Annotated in this window: 18 protein-coding genes and 3 tRNA genes; 4 read left to right on the plus strand and 17 right to left on the minus strand. The window is 69.4% G+C overall.

Annotated features, from left to right (window positions below; all coding sequences use genetic code 11):
• Positions 1-68: 68 nt before the first annotated feature.
• On the minus strand, positions 69-1,136 hold the full coding sequence (locus V6M45_RS12795) for an amino acid ABC transporter substrate-binding protein (protein ID WP_332656927.1): 1,068 nt from the start codon (positions 1,134-1,136) through the stop codon (positions 69-71).
• Positions 1,137-1,264: 128 nt separating this feature from the next.
• On the opposite strand from V6M45_RS12795, the gene metC reads away from it, so the two are divergent.
• Positions 1,265-2,437 (plus strand): cystathionine beta-lyase, encoded by a 1,173-nt coding sequence (gene metC / locus V6M45_RS12800; protein WP_332656928.1) that lies wholly within the window; start codon positions 1,265-1,267, stop codon positions 2,435-2,437.
• Here the strand turns inward: metC and V6M45_RS12805 are convergent.
• From V6M45_RS12805 to V6M45_RS12825, 5 genes are all read right to left on the minus strand, one after another.
• Entirely contained in the window at positions 2,427-2,894 is a 468-nt protein-coding gene (locus tag V6M45_RS12805; RefSeq protein WP_332656929.1) for a hypothetical protein, read from the minus strand. The two genes, metC and V6M45_RS12805, sit on opposite strands and share 11 nt — an antisense overlap.
• 4 nt (positions 2,895-2,898) lie before the next feature.
• Entirely contained in the window at positions 2,899-3,672 is a 774-nt protein-coding gene (locus tag V6M45_RS12810; RefSeq protein WP_332656930.1) for an exodeoxyribonuclease III, read from the minus strand.
• A 49-nt stretch (positions 3,673-3,721) separates the two neighbouring features.
• Entirely contained in the window at positions 3,722-4,690 is a 969-nt protein-coding gene (locus V6M45_RS12815; protein WP_332656931.1) for a magnesium and cobalt transport protein CorA, read from the minus strand.
• Positions 4,691-4,757: 67 nt separating this feature from the next.
• Positions 4,758-4,834 (minus strand) — tRNA-Arg (locus V6M45_RS12820).
• 106 nt (positions 4,835-4,940) lie between these two features.
• A complete protein-coding gene (locus tag V6M45_RS12825; protein WP_332656932.1) occupies positions 4,941-5,246 on the minus strand; it encodes an ETC complex I subunit in 306 nt (101 codons plus the stop codon).
• Positions 5,247-5,383: 137 nt separating this feature from the next.
• Here V6M45_RS12825 and V6M45_RS12830 point away from each other — a divergent pair, with 137 nt between their 5' ends.
• A complete protein-coding gene (locus tag V6M45_RS12830; protein WP_332656933.1) occupies positions 5,384-6,670 on the plus strand; it encodes a cystathionine gamma-synthase family protein in 1,287 nt (428 codons plus the stop codon).
• 23 nt (positions 6,671-6,693) lie between these two features.
• Here V6M45_RS12830 and V6M45_RS12835 read toward each other — a convergent pair.
• The 7 genes from V6M45_RS12835 to V6M45_RS12865 form a co-directional block, all read right to left on the minus strand.
• Positions 6,694-6,770, minus strand: a tRNA-Pro gene (locus V6M45_RS12835).
• 56 nt (positions 6,771-6,826) lie between these two features.
• Positions 6,827-7,300 (minus strand): DUF192 domain-containing protein, encoded by a 474-nt coding sequence (locus tag V6M45_RS12840; RefSeq protein ID WP_332656934.1) that lies wholly within the window; start codon positions 7,298-7,300, stop codon positions 6,827-6,829.
• Positions 7,301-7,405: 105 nt separating this feature from the next.
• Positions 7,406-7,969, minus strand: coding sequence for a cold-shock protein (locus tag V6M45_RS12845; RefSeq protein WP_332656935.1), 564 nt, complete (start codon positions 7,967-7,969; stop codon positions 7,406-7,408).
• 228 nt (positions 7,970-8,197) lie between these two features.
• Positions 8,198-8,272: transfer RNA gene (locus V6M45_RS12850), tRNA-Glu, on the minus strand.
• A gap of 85 nt (positions 8,273-8,357) precedes the next feature.
• The gene (gene recJ, locus V6M45_RS12855) at positions 8,358-10,160 is read right to left on the minus strand and encodes a single-stranded-DNA-specific exonuclease RecJ (protein ID WP_332656936.1); all 1,803 of its coding nucleotides are present in this window, start codon (positions 10,158-10,160) and stop codon (positions 8,358-8,360) included.
• Positions 10,160-11,116 (minus strand): class II fructose-bisphosphatase, encoded by a 957-nt coding sequence (glpX, locus tag V6M45_RS12860; RefSeq protein WP_332656937.1) that lies wholly within the window; start codon positions 11,114-11,116, stop codon positions 10,160-10,162. Before glpX ends, recJ begins: the two co-directional genes overlap by 1 nt.
• Before the next feature lie 61 nt (positions 11,117-11,177).
• Positions 11,178-11,636 carry a hypothetical protein gene (locus V6M45_RS12865; protein ID WP_332656938.1) on the minus strand — a complete coding sequence of 153 codons (459 nt, stop codon included), beginning with the start codon at positions 11,634-11,636 and terminating at the stop codon, positions 11,178-11,180.
• Between the two features lie 77 nt (positions 11,637-11,713).
• Between V6M45_RS12865 and phaC the strand changes: the two genes are divergently transcribed.
• Together phaC and V6M45_RS12875 are read left to right on the plus strand one after the other, a co-directional pair.
• The gene (gene phaC, locus V6M45_RS12870; protein ID WP_332656939.1) at positions 11,714-13,684 is read left to right on the plus strand and encodes a class I poly(R)-hydroxyalkanoic acid synthase; all 1,971 of its coding nucleotides are present in this window, start codon (positions 11,714-11,716) and stop codon (positions 13,682-13,684) included.
• Positions 13,681-14,061, plus strand: a complete 381-nt coding sequence (locus V6M45_RS12875; RefSeq protein ID WP_332656940.1) for a hypothetical protein — start codon at positions 13,681-13,683, stop codon at positions 14,059-14,061. Before phaC ends, V6M45_RS12875 begins: the two co-directional genes overlap by 4 nt.
• On the opposite strand, the gene msrB is transcribed toward V6M45_RS12875, so the two are convergent.
• From msrB to rplM, 4 genes are all read right to left on the minus strand, one after another.
• Positions 14,048-14,545, minus strand: a complete 498-nt coding sequence (gene msrB / locus V6M45_RS12880) for a peptide-methionine (R)-S-oxide reductase MsrB (RefSeq protein WP_332656941.1) — start codon at positions 14,543-14,545, stop codon at positions 14,048-14,050. The genes V6M45_RS12875 and msrB overlap by 14 nt on opposite strands.
• 47 nt (positions 14,546-14,592) lie before the next feature.
• Complete coding sequence (gene argC / locus V6M45_RS12885) at positions 14,593-15,525, minus strand: N-acetyl-gamma-glutamyl-phosphate reductase (protein WP_332656942.1); 933 nt, start codon at positions 15,523-15,525, stop codon at positions 14,593-14,595.
• A 69-nt stretch (positions 15,526-15,594) separates the two neighbouring features.
• A complete protein-coding gene (gene rpsI, locus V6M45_RS12890; protein ID WP_442880591.1) occupies positions 15,595-16,119 on the minus strand; it encodes a 30S ribosomal protein S9 in 525 nt (174 codons plus the stop codon).
• A gap of 2 nt (positions 16,120-16,121) precedes the next feature.
• Positions 16,122-16,476 (minus strand): 50S ribosomal protein L13 (rplM, locus tag V6M45_RS12895; RefSeq protein WP_332656943.1); only part of this gene is annotated, 355 nt, incomplete at its 5' end.

The raw sequence follows: 16,476 nt of genomic DNA on the forward strand, positions 1-16,476 counted from the left end.
CACAGATAGAGCGGGATCCCGCCGCGTTTGGTCGTGTCCATAAATCCCCCCGGCCTCGGCCGATGTCGTTATCGGAGCGGCAGGGCGTAGATCAGGCCGCCCGGCCGAGCGCGCCATTGTGCGTTAAGGCCCCGCGCCAGGTCGAGCGGTGAATCGGGGCCCAGATTACGCACGAAGATTTCGCCATAGTTGCCAGAGGCTTCGATGGCGTTCTTCGCCCAATCTCTGGACAGACCCATGGTTGGTCCAAGATCGCCTTCCGCCCCCAGCAGCCGACGAATCTGCGGATCGCGCGATTCCTTCGCCAACTGATCGGCGTTCCCGGCTGTGACTCCCAGCTCTTCCGCGAGGATCAGGGCGTTCAGGGTCCAGCGCACGATCGAGGTCCAGGCCTCGTCGCCCCGCTTCACCGCGGGGCCCAGAGGCTCCTTGGAGATGACGTCGGGCAGGATGGCGTGCTGCTCAGGGTTCGACAGCAGCGTCCGCGCCGCCGCAAGGGCCGAGATGTCGGCGCTGAGCGCGTCGCAGTCCTCGCGCGCATAGGCGCTGCGCGCCGCCTCCTCATTGGTCGCCACGACGGCCCGGTATTCCAGGCCGCGGGCCCGGAAGAAGTCGGCGACATTCAGCTCGGACGTGGTCTCGTGCTGAACGCAGACCCGGGCTCCGTTCAGCTCCTGCGCGCTGGCCAGGTCCAGCGAGCGCCGCACCAGGAAGCCCTGGCCGTCGTAATAGTTGACCCCGGCGAAGCGGACGCCCTCGGATATCTCCCGCGACATCGTCCATGACGTCGCCCGCCACAGCACGTCGATGCGACCCCCGCGCAGGGCGTCGAAACGCTGGCTCGAGGTCAGCGGCACGAAACGCACGGCGTCCGGAGACCCCAGCACCGCCGCCGCCAGCGCCCGGCAGAAGTCGACGTCGAAACCCCGCCATTCCCCGCGATTGTCCGTATAGGCGAAGCCGACCAGCCCCTCGTGCACGCCGCAATTCACGCGGCCGCGGCGCTTGATCGCCTGCAGGGTCGGGCTGACGAACTCGGGGGCCTCGGTCGCGGCCACGATCGGCGCGGCCTTGTCCCCGGTCCCCGTCTCGCGATCGCCGCAGGCCGCCGCCGTCAGGCCAAGCGCCAGGGCCATGCCCGCCGTCGCTGCTCGCCGAACCACCTGTGACCGCATCCCGCTCCTCGCCGAGCCATTCCAGACCTTGCGCCCCCGCCTGCTTTAGAGGCCTTTGGGGCCTGAACCGCAACCCTCGACCGGCCCTCATGCCCGACCCCGACGCCCGCACCCGCCTGATCGCCTCCGCCACCCGCCGCGGCGCCGGACGCCGCCCGGTCAGCCCGCCGGTCGAGCGGGCCTCGACCCTGCTCAATGACGATCCCGGGTCGATGCGCGACGAAGCCGCCGGGCCGGTCTATGGCATCGAGGACCTGAGCGCCGCCCGCGCGCTGCGCGCCGCCCTCGCCGATCTGGAAGGCGCGAGCGACGCCTGGCTGGTTCCCTCGGGACTCGCCGCCGTCACCGTGCCGCTGACCGCCCTGCTGCGGCCCGGCGACGAGGTTCTGGCGACCGACGCCCTGTACGGCCCCAGCCGCCGCTTCCTGAACCGCCACATGAAGGCGCGGGGAATCACGACCGCCTTGCACGCCCCCGACGCGGGCGCGACCGACATCCTCGCCGCCCTGACTGATCGCACCCGGGTGCTGCTGATCGAGTCGCCGGCTTCCCTGACCTTTGACCTGGTCGACGTCCCTGCCCTCGCCGCCGCCTGCCGGGCGCGCGGCGTGCTGACGGTGATGGACAACACCTGGGCCGCCGGCCTCGCCTTCCGCCCGCTGGCGCACGGCGTCGATGTCAGCGTCCAGGCGGTGACCAAATACGTCGGCGGCCACTCCGACCTGCTGATGGGGTCGATCGCCGTATCCGACCCCGCCGTCGGCCGGCCGATCGCCGAGACCCTCGAGGATCTGGGCTGGCGGGTCTCGCCCGACGACGCCTGGCTGGCGCTCAGGGGCCTGCGCACCCTTCCCCTACGCTACGCCGAGCAGGCCCGGTCGGCCCTCGCCGTCGCGCGTTGGCTGCAGGCCCGCCCGGAGGTGGCCGACATCCTCTATCCCGCCCTGCCCGGCGCCCCCGGCCACGACCTCTGGCGCCGCGACTACGCCGGGGCCGCCTCCATCTTCGGCGTCGTCATGCGCGGCGGGTCAGAAACCGCCGCCCATGCCCTGATGTCGACGCTCGAACTGTTCGGCCTCGGCTACTCCTGGGGCGGATTCGAGAGCCTGATCACCCATGAGACCGGCCAGCTGGCCTTCCGCCGCTCGCCGCCGGCGCTGTCCGGCGAACTGCTGCGACTCCACATCGGGCTCGAGGACCCCGCCGACCTGATCGCCGACCTTGAACGCGGCCTCGCCGCCTGGACCGCCGCTAGCCGCTGAACGTCTTTCGCGCCGCCTTCAGCTTCGCCTTCAGGTCCTCTCGCGCCTTCGCCTGCCGCTTCGCCAGCGCGGCGGCTCGCCCCTCCAGCGCCTCCCGCTCCGCCTCCAGCGCGGCCGTCTCGTCCGCCTGCGCCGCGTCCAGCGCCGCCAGATCCGCCTCCAGCGCCTCGACCCGCACCCGCGCCTTCACCCCGGCCGCCTTCGCCGTCTTCGGCTTCGGGGCCTTCGTCCGCTCGACCTGGCCGATGTCCACCGCCAGCCCGCGCTCGATCAGTTCGCCGGGCGCCGACAGCGCCGCCTCCCGGTCCGGTCCGACATCGATCTCCCTGGCGGCCCCGTCCTTGAACAGGTCGCGCCGGACGCCCCAGGCCTCCAGCGCCTTCGCCCGCGACGACGCCGCGACCGTCCACGAATGGAAGCCGTCGGAATAGCAGAACACCTTCAGTTTTCGCGCCATCGTCTCAGTCCAGTTCGATCCACGCCGGCGCATGATCGCTGGCGCGCTCGCGCCCCCGCACCTCGCGGTCCACGCCCGCGTCGGTCAGGCGTGCGGCCGCCGCCGGGCTCAACAGCAGATGGTCGATGCGCAACCCCGCGTCCCGCTCCCACGCCTGCCGGAAATACTGCCAGAAGGTCCAAGGCGGCGGATCGTCCGGGAAGCGCTCGCGCAGCGCGTCGGTCCAACCCTGGTCCAGCAGCCGCGCAAACGCCGCCCGGCTCTCCGGCTGCAGCAGGGCGTCCTTCTTCCACGAGCGGCTGTTGTAGATGTCGGCCTCGGTCGGCACGACATTGTAGTCCCCCGCCAGCACCACGGGCGCGCCGCTGGCCATCAGCGCCGCCGCATGGGCGTTGAGCCGTTCCATCCAGGCCAGCTTGTAGTCGAATTTCGGCCCCGGCTGCGGATTGCCGTTGGGCAGGTACAGCGAGGCGATCAGCACCCCGTCCACCGCTGCCTCAAGATAGCGGCTCTGGGCGTCGGCCGGTTCGCCGGGCAGGCTGCGCTGCGTCACCACGGGTTCGACGTCGCGCGCCAGGATCGCCACCCCGTTCCAGCGATGCTCGCCCTTCCAGGCCGCGTGGTAGCCCAGCGCCCGGATCGCCGCCGCCGGAAACTGGGCGTCGGTCGCCTTCAACTCCTGCAGGCAGGCGACATCCGGCCGCGCCGCCTCCAGCCATTCGAGCAGGTTGACCAGCCGGGTGTTGATCCCGTTGATGTTGAAGGTGGCGATCCGCATCCGTCGACAACGGTGCGGCTGGCGAGCGGTTGCTCCCGCGGGCCCCGGGCTACAGCCACCCCGTCCGCTTGAAGCGGATGTAGAGGCCGGTGCAGACAGCCGCGATCACCCCCAGCACGACCCAGTAGCCATAGGGGCTGGCCAGTTCCGGCATGTGCTCGAAATTCATGCCGTAGATGCCGGCGATGGCGGTCGGCACGGCGAGGATGGCGGCCCATGACGCCAGTTGCCGGGTGATCGCGCCGGTTCGCTGCTGTTCCAGCAGGTTGCTGAACTCGAACACCGAGGTCAGCACCTCGCGCAGGCCGTCGACCATCGCCTGCACCCTGCGGACATGGTCCAGCACATCGTTGAAATAGGGCCTCGCTTCGGTGTCGATGCAGGGCAGCTCAAGGCGGATCAGCTTCGACGCGACTTCGGCCGCCGGACCCAGCACCCGCTGGAACCGGATCAGTTCGCGACGAATTTCGAAGATCCGGTTGATCTCGGCGCGGGACAGGAATTGATCGACCGTCTTGTGCTCCATGGAGAGCACCTCCTCCTCGACGGTCTCCACCAGCGGCAGATAGCCGTCGACGACGAAGTCGAGGATCGCGTGCAGGATGTAGTCCACTCCCTGCGCCAGCAACAGCGGCGACGCCTCCAGCTGGGCCCGCAGGGCCGAGTGCCCGCGGCTGGATCCATGGCGCACGCTGATCAGGTGGCTATGGCCGACGAAGATCGCGGTCTCGCCGTAGGTGATCCGGGCGCCCTCCAGCGCCGCGGTTCGCGCCACGACGAACAGCTGGTCGCCGTAGACGTCCAGCTTCGGCAGCTGATCTCCCTTGGCCGCGTCTTCGACGGCCAGAGGATGCAGCCCATAGGCCGCCTTCAACTGCCCAAGCTCTTCGGGGGTCGGATCGACCAGGCCGATCCACACGAACTGCGACTTGTCCTCGGGGCAGTGAATCCGTTCGTCGATCGCCACCGGTCGGACGCGTTTTCCGTGGCTGTACAGATAGGCGGCGACGACGGTCATGCGTCGTCCGTATTACGGAAATCGGCACCGGCAAAGCGCCGGCGGCGATTCTCTCCGGTATCGCCCGTGGCGCGCCCAGCAGGACTCGAACCTGCAACCGTCCGCTTAGAAGGCGGGTGCTCTATCCGGTTGAGCTATGGGCGCCCGGTCAGGGCAAGTAGCGCGGCGCGGCGCGTGCGCAAACCCCGCGGCTCAAGCAGCGAGGCGGCTCCCGCGCCTCAAGTAGCCCGAAGGGCGGCAGGCGCAACGACTAATGCGTCCACGGAACCTTGCGGTTGGTGGCGAAATTGTCGGCGTAGGCCTTGAGGATCACCGGCGCTTCCTGCGGCTCGTGCAGGCGGAAGGGGATGCCGTGGCGCTCGGCGTAGGCGATCGCCTCCTCCTTCGAATCGAAGTCCAGCCGCACCTGGCCGTTCATGTCCGACGAACTGGTCCAGCCCATCAGCGGATCGAGCGTCCGCGCCGAGGCGGGCTCGAACTCCAGCCGCCAGCCTCTGGACAGCGACTTGCCCGACTGCATGGCGGTCTTGGCGGGACGATAGATGCGGGCGAGCATGGGCTTTGGTCCTGTCGGCGGGGCTCGCGGGAAGCCCCTGGGGGCCCTGATAATCGCTGCCTCGCGATCGGTCCAGCGTCGCTTGGCGGACGCGCCCGGACACCCTATCAGGGCCGTTCCAGGGAGGGATATCCAGCATGAGTCGTCACCGCAGCCGCACCTTGGGCGATCGTCCGCTGTCGCCGGAGACCCTGATGATGGGCTTCGGCTACGATCCGGCCCTGTCCGAGGGGTCGATCAAGGCGCCGATCTTCCAGACCTCGACCTTCGTGTTCAAATCGGCCGAGGATGGAAAGCGCTTTTTCGAGGTCGCCTACGGCCTGCGCGAGAAGGACCCGGACGAGGCGCTGGGCCTGATCTACTCCCGGATCAACAACCCCAACCTCGAGATCCTCGAGGACCGGCTCGCCGTCTGGGACGGGGCCGACAAGGCGCTGGTCTTCTCCAGCGGCATGGCGGCGATCTCGACCACCATCCTGGCCCTCAGCCGCCCCAACGACGTGGTGGTCTATACGGCCCCGGCCTACGGCGGCACGGAATACCTTTTCGATCGCATCCTGCCGCGCATGGGGGTCGAGACGGTCAGCGTGGCCGACTGCGACGGCGGCGAAGCGCTGACCCATGCGATCGGCGAGGCCGCCGCGCGGGCCGCGGCCAGGGGCGGACGTCTCGCGGCCGTCTATGTCGAGACCCCGGCCAACCCCACCAACCAGCTGATCGATCTCCAGGCCGCGGCGGCCGCCATCAAGGCCCTCGGACAGGCCGAACCGCCGCCGCTGGTGGTCGACAACACCTTCCTCGGACCGCTGTGGCAGAAGCCGCTGGAGCACGGCGCCGATCTGATCCTCTACTCCCTGACCAAATACGTCGGCGGCCACTCCGATCTGATCGCGGGCGCCTGCATGGGCCGGGCCGACCTGATGGGCCGGGTGGCGGAGATGCGGACGATCTGCGGCACGATCACCGATCCGCACACCGCCTGGCTGCTGATGCGCAGCTTGGAGACCCTGCACATCCGCATGGAGCGGTCGCAGGCCAACGCCACGGAGCTGGTCCGGCGCCTGCGGGGCCATGCCCGGGTCGAGGCGGTGCTGGACGCCGGCGGCGCCGAGAGCTCGCCGGGTCAGCAGGCGATCTTCGCACGGCAGTGCACCGGCGCCGGATCCACCTTCTCCCTCCGTCTGAAGGGCGGCGAGGCCGAGGCCTTCCGAATGCTGAACGCCCTTCAGCTGTTCAAGCTGGCGGTCAGCCTCGGCGGCACCGAAAGCCTCGCCTCCCACCCGTCCAGCACAACCCATTCGGACTACAGTCCGGAAGCCAAGGCCCGCTGCGGCATCGGCGACAATCTGGTCAGGCTGTCGGTCGGCATCGAGAACGTCGACGACCTGTACGCCGATCTGGAGCAGGCGCTGGCGGCCATCTGAGGCCGCGGTCGATCGAACCGGTCTGGTCGGGGCGAGAGGATTCGAACCTCCGACCCTCTGCTCCCAAAGCAGATGCGCTACCAGGCTGCGCTACACCCCGATCCAGAGGCGGGGTGTTTGCCACGCGCGGCCCGCCGCCGCAACGCGCCGCGTCGCCTATTCGGCGAAGAACGGATGGCGGACCCGGTCGCCGGGTTTCGCCGCGATCTCGTCCGCCCGTCCGGCCCGCAGCTCCAGCACCCCGGCCGCCGGCCCATTGGACGGGATGATGGCGTCCGAGTTCGGCGGCGCGTTCTTCGCGATCGAGACGATGCGGCCGTAGGAGTCGATGTAGATGATGTCCAGCGGACTGGGCGTATTGTGCATCCAGAAGCCGCGCTCGGCCACGTCGGGGAACTGGAACAGCATGCCGCGGTCATCGGCCAGCGGCTCGCGGTGCATCAGGCCGCGCTGGCGCTCCATGTCGTCGTCGGCGATCTCGACCATGAAGCGGTGCTCGCCGGTCGAGGTGACGACGGTCAGCGGCTCCAGCGGCTCGCCATTGGGGCCCTTCCCTGTGCCCGCTCCGGCGCATCCGGCCAACAGAACCAGGCCGGCGACACCCGCCAGAAAGCTGCGACGAACCAACATCATTCCATCCTCAAGACAGTTCGCCGCAATTTGCGCCGATCCGCGCGCGCGGCAACCCCCTGCTTGAGCCCCGGCCCGCTTCGGCGGCCGGCCCCGACAAGCCGGTCAGCCGGCCGGGCGGATTTCCGCCACCACCAGCCCCTTCGGGCCCTCGGCGAAACGGACCGCCACCGGTTCCCCGGGCAGCAGATCGTCCAGCCCGCACCGCCGCAGGGTCTCGACATGAACGAAGATGTCTCCCGGCTGTCCGTCACGGACCACGAAGCCGTATCCCTTGGTGCGGTTGAACCATTTGACGATGGCCGTCTCCAGCACGCCGTCGCCGTCCTCGGGCGGGGTCAGGCCGCGGCTGTCCCGCCGCAGGCCGTCGAGGCCCCCGCGTCGCGGCGCGACCACGGCGTCGGGGTCCCCCTCGCCGAGATCGTGGACTTCCGTCACCTGCCAGCCCTTCGGGCGGCGGGCGCAGTCGCAGGTGATCGGCGCGCCCTCGGCGGCCGTGTCGCGTCCGCTGTCGCGCAGGCTGGAGATGTGCAGCAGCACATCCTTCATCTCGGTCAGGGTCGGCTCGTCAGGCACGATGAAGCCGTATCCCTTGCCGGGATCGAACCATTTTACCCGGCCGGCGATCTTCACCGTCTCGACCGTATCAACGCCCTCGTAGTCGGACACCGTCTTCCCCCTGTCCGCGCTCACTGCGGACAAACTTGTTTAACACGGTTCTGTGAACGGCGGAAAAGCCAAAATTGATAGTTTCGTCCTGAGAGTGCGTATTTTTACAACTGCAGGATGCAAAACGACTCGATTCGAGGCCCGACGGGCAGGAATCGGCAAGACCAGCACGCCGGTCGGAGACGACGGCCGCGTGGATCGGAGTAGCGATGTATGGAATGCCCCGCGTGGCAGTCCCTAGGGGAGTCGAACCCCTCTTTTCAGGTTGAAAACCTGACGTCCTAACCGATAGACGAAGGGACCGCTGCGCGGGGAAGCGGCGATATAGCCGCCGATTCCGCAGGGTGCAAGCGGCTTTGCCGTAGAAAAACGCGAACCGCGTTCGCCGTCACGCCATCCGCGGATCTGCGACGTCCTCGATCTCGAACTGCACCCCCCGTCGGCCGTTCCAGTCGTCCGCCTTCAGCCGTCCGGCCACGCTCAGTCCGCCCTGCCCCGCCAGCAGCGCCTTGCCCGACGGCAGGTCGGCGCAGCGCCAGGCGATGGCCTTGACCGAGGCCCCGTCGGCTCCGACCAGCCGGCACCGCACATGGCCGCCGTTCATGGCCACGGGTTCGCGGACGGCGACATGCTCCAGCGCGAACAGCGGTTCGGGATTGGCCGGACCGAACGGCGCCAGCTGTTCGAACTGTTCGAACAGGGCCCGGGTGGCCGCGCCCGGATCGATCAGGGCGTCGATCTCGACCCCGTCCAGCGCCTCGGCCGCCGCCTGCTCCCCGGCCATCCGGTCATTGAGGAAATCGCGCAGCCGCCCGATGTCGCCGGCCTTCACGGTCAGGCCCGCCGCCATGGCGTGGCCTCCGCCCGCCATCAGCACCCCGGCCTCCCACGCCGCCTGCACCGCCCGGCCCAGATTCATGCCCGGCTGCGACCGGCCAGAGCCCTTGCCGACGCCGTTCACCGCATCGACGCCGATGACCACGACAGGCTTGCGCCAGCGTTCGCGCAACCGTCCGGCGACGATGCCGACCACGCCCGGGTGCCATTCCTCGCCCTCGATGACCACCACGGCCGAGCCGTCGGCATGGGCGCCGGTCGCCTCGACCATCCGCGTGGCCTGTTCCGTCACCCGTCGCTCGACCTCGCGCCGGGCGATGTTCAGGGCGTCCAGTTCCTGCGCCAGCGCCATCGCCTCGTCCGGATCGTCGGTCGACAGCAGCCGCGCCCCGAGGTCCGACTTGCCGATCCGCCCGCCCGCATTGATCCGCGGGCCCAGGATGAAGCCGGCGTGGTTGGACTTGGCCGGACCCGGCTCGGCGCCGGCCGCCGCCAGCAGGGCCCGCAGGCCGGGATTGCTCCAGTCCGACATCCGCCGCAGTCCGAGGCTGGTCAGGGCCCTGTTGAAGCCGGTCAGGCCGGTGACGTCGCAGATCGCCCCCATGGCCGCCAGGTCCAGCCACTGGCGAATATCGGGCTGCTCGCGCCCCTCGAACATCCCCCGGCGCCGCGCCTCGCGGTTCAGCGCCGCCAGCAGCACGAACACCACTCCGGCCGCCGCCAGATTGCCCTGCCCCGAGTTGCAGCCCGGGCGGTTCGGATTGACCACGGCGGCGCACACCGGCGGATGCTCGCGCATCATGTGATGGTCGATCACCACCACCTTCAGCCCGATCGCCGCTGCATGGGCCACCGCCTCATTGGCCGCCGCGCCACAGTCGACAGTGATGACCAGATCGGCCCCCGAGGCCTTCAGCGTGTCGAAGGCTTTCGGGCTGGGCCCGTACCCCTCGGTGATCCGGTCCGGCACATAGATCGGCAGGTCCGCGCCCATGGCCCGGAACCAGCGCACCAGCAGGGCCGCGCTGGAGGCGCCGTCGACGTCATAGTCGGCGAACACATGGATCGACGCCTGCGCCTGCAGGGCGTCGAGGATCGCCTCCGCCGCCGCATCCATGTCCATGAAGCTGGAGGGATCGGGGAACAGGGCCTTCAGCGTCGGCTGCAGGAAGTCCGCGCCCTGGTCCGCCCGCACTCCCCGCGCCGCCAGCGCGCGCGCCAGCGGCTCCTCGAGGTTCAGCGCCTGCATATGGGCGCGGATCAGCGACGCCTCGGCCGGCCTCTGTCGCCAGCCGCGCCCGGACAATGAGCGGGAAACCCCCAGAAACGCAGGCAGGCTTCCCCCGTCGGCCATCAGAGCGGGCGTGTGGTGCGGATGCGCTGGATGGTCCGGGTCGAGGAGTCCATCACCAGCGTATGCGTCGAGACGAAGCCGTCGCGGACCAGAACCCCGTCCAGCATGGCGCCCTTGGTCACCCCGGTGGCGGCGAAGACGGCGTCCTTCGAGACCAGTTCGTGCAGGTCGTATTTGCGGTCGAAATCCTTGACGCCGGTGCGCTCGGCCCGGGCTCGCTCGTCGTCGTTGCGGAAGATCAGCCGGCCCTGGAAATGGCCGCCGACGCATTTCAGGGCGCTGGCCGCCAGCACGCCTTCCGGCGCGCCGCCAGAGCCCAGATACAGGTCGATGCCGGTCTCCGGCTCGGCGGTGTGAATCACCCCCGCGACGTCGCCGTCCGTGATCAGTACGACCTTGGCCCCGACCTCGCGCAGGGCGGCGATCAGCTCGGCGTGGCGCGGCCGGTCCATGACGCAGACGGTGATGTCGCGCGGATCGACGCCCTTGGCCGAGGCCAGCGAGCGGACGTTGTCCTGCGGCTTCATGTCCAGGTCGACCGTGCCCGGCTTGTAGCCCGGCCCGATGGCGATCTTGTCCATATAGGTGTCGGGCGCGTGCAGCATGCCGCCGCTCGCCGACATCGACAGCACGCACAGGGCGTTGGCCATGGCCTTGGCCGTCAGGGTCGTGCCTTCCAGCGGATCCAGGGCGATGTCGATGGCCGGGCCCTTCCCGGTGCCGACCTTCTCGCCGATGTACAGCATCGGCGCCTCGTCGCGCTCGCCCTCGCCGATCACGATCTTGCCGTCGATATCCAGCGCGTTCAGCGCCGTGCGCATGGCGTCGACGGCCAGCTGGTCGGCCTGTTTCTCGTCGCCGCGCCCGATCTGGGCGTAGCTGGCGATGGCGGCCAGCTCGGTGACCCGCGCGGCGTCGGCGGCCAGCGTGGATGCGTAGGGGGCCGTTGCGGCCATGGGCGTTCTCCTGAGGACGATGATCCCGGGATTCTGTCGTCCCGGCGACCGATTCTGTGGATTAGCGGCGGTCGACCGGCGGCGGCGCGCGGCCCCGTTCCCGGCTGCGGCGGGCGAACTCGTCGATCTCGGCCAGGGTCTCCTGCGTCACCGGCGCGACCTGGACCGCGTCCACCCGGGCCTGGACGTCTGCGGCGAAGTCGGCCGGATCTTCGGTCAGGGTCCAGTCGATGCGTGAGATCTCGCCCGCCAGCGCCGCGCCGGAGATTTTCAGCGTGGTCACCGCGGCGGCGATCCGCGCGGGCTCCGGGGGCGGCTCCGGCGACCTCGGGAAGTCGGTCCAGCGGGGGTATTCGCGATTGGCGTCGACCAACGCCTGGACCCGCGCCGCAACCGGCGACGTCGGATCGGCTTCCGGATTGAAGGCCCCCACGCACCCCGCCGCGCCGGCCGTGGCGGCGGCGATCGACAGGGCCGTGGCGAATTTCCGGATCGGCGCGTTCATTTCAGGGCCGGTCATATGCCATGTTACCGGACGGCGGAAGGGCGGCGACGCCCCCTACGTCCAATCCTGACGTCCTCCCGGAGCCCACCCGCATGGCCAAGCGTCCGTCCACCCCGCCCCCGGCTCCGGAATCTGCGGCCCAGCGCCCGCCGCGCAAGGCCGGCCGCCCCACCTCGGCCAAACCGCCGCGTCCGCGCGCCGCGAAGGCTGCGACCGCCGAGGAAGCTCCCGCCGGGCCGCGGTCCGCCCCCGCGCCCGAGGCCCCGGCCGAGGCCGCCCCCTTCGCCTTCCCGGGCGCCGACCAGCGCCAGATGATCGAGACCCTGTCGCTGAATCTGGCCCGGGCCGCCATGACCGCCCAGGCCGCCATCGCCGAGGCCGCCCTGTCGCAGGCCGACCGCCCCGCGGCCCTGTCGCCCGATCCTTTCAACGTCGGCCCCGCCATGACCCAGGTGATGAGCGGCCTCGCCGCGCGCCCGGACAAGCTGTTCGCCGCCCAGGCCGACCTGTTCAACCGCTACATGGACCTGTGGGCGACCACCACCCGCCGCGCCGCCGGCGAGGAGACCCCGGCCGCCCCCTCGAATGACAAGCGTTTCAAGGACCCGGCCTGGTCCGAGAACCCGATGTTCGACGTCATGCGCCAGTCCTATCTGGTCACCGCCGACTGGATGAACGGCCTTGTCTCCAGCGTCGAGGACATCGACCCGCGCACCAAACGCCGGGCCGAGTTCTTCACCAAACTCCTGACCGACGCCTTCTCCCCCTCCAACTTCCTCGCCTCCAACCCCGCGGCCCTGAAGGCCCTGGCCGAGTCGAACGGCGAATCGCTGGTGAAGGGGATGCAGAATTTCGCCGCCGACCTCGAGCGCGGCGCCGGCAAGCTGAAGATCAGCCAGGCCGACTACGGCCATTTCGTCGTCGGCGAAAACGTCGCCACCGCCCCCGGCCGGGTGGTCTGGCGCGACGAGCTGTTCGAACTGATCCAGTACGACCCGGCCACGGAGAAGCAGCGCGAGATCCCGCTGCTGATCTTCCCGCCGTGGATCAACAAATTCTATATCCTGGACCTCCAGCCCGCGAACTCGATGATCCGCTGGCTGTCCAGCCAGCGCTTCACCGTCTTCGTCTGCTCCTGGGTCAATCCCGACGTCGACAAGGCCGGCTACGGCTTCGACGACTACCTCGAGAAGGGCATCTACCGCGCCATCGCCAAGGCCCTCGAACAGTCGAAGGCCGACCACATCAACACCGTCGGCTACTGCATCGGCGGCACATTGATGGGCGCGGCCCTCGCCCACATGGCGGCGAAAAAGGACGACCGCGTCACCGCCAACACCTTCTTCGCCGCCCAGCACGACTTCGCCGAGGCCGGCGACCTGCTGCTGTTCACCGACGACCACTGGCTGAACGAGATCGAGCAGCAGATGGACGCCGCCGGCGGCGTTCTGCCCGGCGCGGCCATGGCCGAGACCTTCAACGCCCTGCGCGCCAACGACCTGATCTGGTCCTTCTTCGTCAGCAACTACCTGATGGGCAAGGATCCGCCCGCCTTCGACCTGCTGTTCTGGAACGCCGACCAGACCCGCATGCCCAAGAAGCTGCACATGGACTATCTGCGCTCCATGTACGGCAAGAACGCCCTCGCGAAGGGCGAATTCGAGATCGGCGGCGTCCGGGTCGACCTGTCGAAGGTGAAGATCCCGCTCTATTTCCAGGCCAGCCGCGAGGACCACATCGCGCCGATGAACTCGGTCTATCGCTCGGCCCGCGCCTTCCCGAACGCCGACGTCACCCTGACCCTGGCCGGCTCGGGCCATATCGCCGGCGTGGTCAATCCGCCCTCGGCGCACAAATACCAGCACTGGATCAACCCCGCCCTGCCCGCCACGCTCGGCGAATGGCAGGCGCAGGCCGAGGAGCGTCCCGGCAGCTGGTGGAACCACTGGGCCGACTGGCTGCACGCCCGCTCCGGCGACTGGATTCCGGCCCGCGATCCGCAAAAGGGCCCCCTTCCCCCGATAGAGCGGGCGCCCGGCTCCTATGTGAAGGTGAAGTCTTGAAGCGTCTCGATCCGAACCTGCTGCTGGCCCTTTCCACCAGCCTGGCCCTGGTCCTCGTGGTGGTGACCAGCAGCTTCTACGGCGAGACGCCCCGGTTTCTCCGCAACGCCCTTCTGGCGGTCGCCTGCGCCGGCGGCTTCGTGCTGTTGAACCCGCGCCTGCTGAAGATGATGCGCATCACCCCGCGCCCGCCGATGATCCACCGCGACGCCCCCGGCACGGCGGTCTGGGCCGGCCTGTTTCCGCTCGGGGTCATGTTCGCCGCCGCCGTGCCCATCTTCTGGCCGGGCCACGACTACGGCCTGCTGGTGATCATCGCGGCCGTCTGGACCGGCGTCACCATCGAGTCCGCTCTCAAGTCCGTCAGGCGGGCCTGAAGCTCAACGCCACGCCGTTGTTGCAGTAGCGCTTGCCCGTCGGCCGCGGCCCGTCGTCGAAGATATGCCCCTGATGCCCCAGGCAGCGGGCGCAGTGATACTCCGTCCTCGGAATGCCGATCGCGAAGTCGGTCTTGGTCCCGATGTTGGCGGCGATCACATCGTAGAAGCTCGGCCACCCCGTGCCGCTGTCGTATTTCCACTGCGACCGGAACAGCGGCAGCTCACAGCCCCGGCACACGAAGGTCCCGGCCCGGTGTTCGTCGTTCAGCGCGCTGGTGTAGGGCCGCTCCGTCGCCTCGCGGCGCAGCACGTCATAGCTGGCCCGCGGCAGCCGCGCCCGCCACTGGGCGTCGGTGATCCGCCGGAACGGCGAGTTCGCATACTGCCGCCCGGACGCGTCCGCCGGCCCCGGCGAACAGGCGTTCAGACCAACCGCGCCGGCGGTCAGCAACAGATATCGGCGGGACAGGGCGTGGGTCATAACCCTGCATACGTCGGGAACCCGCTGGCGGTTTCAAGTGCGTCGGATCAGGTGAGCCCCGTCCCCTCGTCCAGCCCCAGCATCAGGTTCAGGTTCTGCACCGCCGCCCCCGACGCCCCCTTGCCGAGGTTGTCCAGCAGGGCCACCAGCCGGACCTGCTCGCCCGCCCGGTCGCCGAACACATGCAGACGCATCCGGTTGGTCCCGTTCAGCCCCTCCGGGTCGATCCCGGTCATGGCCTCGGTCGTCTCCAGCTCGGCCGCCTCGACGAAGCGGCAGCCGGCATAGGCCTCGGCCAGCGCCCCGTGCACCACCTCGACCGACGGCGACGACGGCAGGGCCGCCAGATGCAGCGGGACCTCGACCAGCATCCCTTGCCGGTAGGCCCCCACCGCCGGCGCGAACAGCACCGGCCGCTCCAGCCCGGTGTGCAGGGTCATCTCCGGCACATGCTTGTGCTTCAGCGACAGGCCGTAGGCGCGATAGGCCTCGGCCTTTCCGCTTTCGAACTCGGCGATCATGGCCTTGCCGCCGCCGGAATAGCCCGACACCGCATTGACCGTCACCGGCCAGCCCGCCGGGATGATCCCCGCCGACACCAGCGGCCGCACCAGCCCGATGAAGCCGGTCGGATAGCAGCCCGGGTTCGACACCCGCGTCGCCCCCGCGATCTTCTCCCGCTGCCCCGGCGCCATCTCTGCGAAACCATAGGTCCAGTCCGGATCGACCCGGTACGCCGTCGAGGCGTCGATCACCCGGACCTTCGGGTTCTCGATCATCGCCACCGCTTCCTTCGCCGCGTCATCGGGCAGGCACAGGATGACCGCGTCGGCGGTGTTCAGCGCCTCCCGCCGCGCCTCTATGTCGCGCCGCCGGTCGCCCAGCAGGATCAGCTCAAGATCCCCGCGCGCCTCCAGCCGCTCGCGGATCTCCAGCCCCGTGGTCCCGGCCTCGCCGTCGATGAAGATGGTGTGGGTCACATGACCTCCAAAGAAAAAGGGCGCCCCGGTTTCCCGAAGCGCCCCCAATCCAAACCGTAGTGAAACGGCTTAGCGCTTCGAGAACTGGAACGACTTGCGGGCCTTGGCGCGGCCGTACTTCTTGCGCTCGACGACGCGGCTGTCGCGGGTCAGGAAGCCGTGCGGCTTCAGGACCGGGCGCAGCGCCGGCTCATAGTGGGTCAGGGCGTGCGACAGGCCGTGGCGGATGGCGCCGGCCTGGCCCGACAGGCCCGAGCCCTCGACCGTGCAGACCACGTCGAACTGGGTCTCGCGGCCGGTGACGACCAGCGGCTGGGCGATCATCATCCGCAGCACCGGACGGGCGAAGTAAACTTCCTGGTCCTTGCCGTTGATGGTGAACTTGCCCGAACCCGGCTTCACCCACACGCGGGCGATGGCGTTCTTGCGCTTGCCGGTCGAATAGGCGCGGCCCTGGGCGTCCAGCTTCTGGACATAGACCGGGTGCTCTTCGCCGGCGCCCGGGGACTGCATCCCCTTCAGGGCGTCGAAGCCCGTCAGCGTTTCGGTCGGGGCGGTTTCGGCGGCGGTGTTTTCAGCAGTCACGTCGGTCATGCTCAGACGCTCCGGGTGTTCTTGGGAGAAGCCGACTTGAAGTCGATCGTCTCGGGCGACTGGGCTTCGTGGGTGTGGGCCGGGCCGGCGAACAGGCGCAGGTGCGTCATCTGCTTGCGGGCCAGCGGGCTTTCCTTGGGCAGCATGCGCTCGACGGCCTTCTCCAGCACGCGCTCGGGGAAGCGGCCGTTCAGCACCTTCTCGGGGGTCGTCTGCTTGACGCCGCCCGGGTGGCCGGTGTGGCGGTAGTAGATCTTGTCGGTGTTCTTCTTGCCGGTGAACACCACCTTGTCGACGTTGGTGACGACGACATAGTCGCCGCAATCGACGTGCGGGGTGTAGTCGCCGCGGTGCTTG

Origin of the sequence: Brevundimonas sp. (assembly GCF_036676055.1) — a bacterium.
Lineage (GTDB): Bacteria > Pseudomonadota > Alphaproteobacteria > Caulobacterales > Caulobacteraceae > Brevundimonas.

Coding starts and splice junctions, on each gene's coding strand:
- phaC (WP_332656939.1), top strand. CDS start 11,714: ATGGCCAAGCGTCCGTCCACCCCGCCCCCGGCTCCGGAATCTGCGGCC.
- glpX (WP_332656937.1), bottom strand. CDS start 11,116: ATGGCCGCAACGGCCCCCTACGCATCCACGCTGGCCGCCGACGCCGCG.
- V6M45_RS12805 (WP_332656929.1), bottom strand. CDS start 2,894: ATGGCGCGAAAACTGAAGGTGTTCTGCTATTCCGACGGCTTCCATTCG.
- metC (WP_332656928.1), top strand. CDS start 1,265: ATGCCCGACCCCGACGCCCGCACCCGCCTGATCGCCTCCGCCACCCGC.
- rpsI (WP_442880591.1), bottom strand. CDS start 16,119: ATGACCGACGTGACTGCTGAAAACACCGCCGCCGAAACCGCCCCGACC.
- recJ (WP_332656936.1), bottom strand. CDS start 10,160: ATGGCCGACGGGGGAAGCCTGCCTGCGTTTCTGGGGGTTTCCCGCTCA.
- V6M45_RS12825 (WP_332656932.1), bottom strand. CDS start 5,246: ATGCTCGCCCGCATCTATCGTCCCGCCAAGACCGCCATGCAGTCGGGC.
- V6M45_RS12840 (WP_332656934.1), bottom strand. CDS start 7,300: ATGTTGGTTCGTCGCAGCTTTCTGGCGGGTGTCGCCGGCCTGGTTCTG.
- V6M45_RS12810 (WP_332656930.1), bottom strand. CDS start 3,672: ATGCGGATCGCCACCTTCAACATCAACGGGATCAACACCCGGCTGGTC.
- V6M45_RS12795 (WP_332656927.1), bottom strand. CDS start 1,136: ATGGCCCTGGCGCTTGGCCTGACGGCGGCGGCCTGCGGCGATCGCGAG.
- V6M45_RS12830 (WP_332656933.1), top strand. CDS start 5,384: ATGAGTCGTCACCGCAGCCGCACCTTGGGCGATCGTCCGCTGTCGCCG.
- V6M45_RS12815 (WP_332656931.1), bottom strand. CDS start 4,690: ATGACCGTCGTCGCCGCCTATCTGTACAGCCACGGAAAACGCGTCCGA.
- V6M45_RS12865 (WP_332656938.1), bottom strand. CDS start 11,636: ATGACCGGCCCTGAAATGAACGCGCCGATCCGGAAATTCGCCACGGCC.
- msrB (WP_332656941.1), bottom strand. CDS start 14,545: ATGACCCACGCCCTGTCCCGCCGATATCTGTTGCTGACCGCCGGCGCG.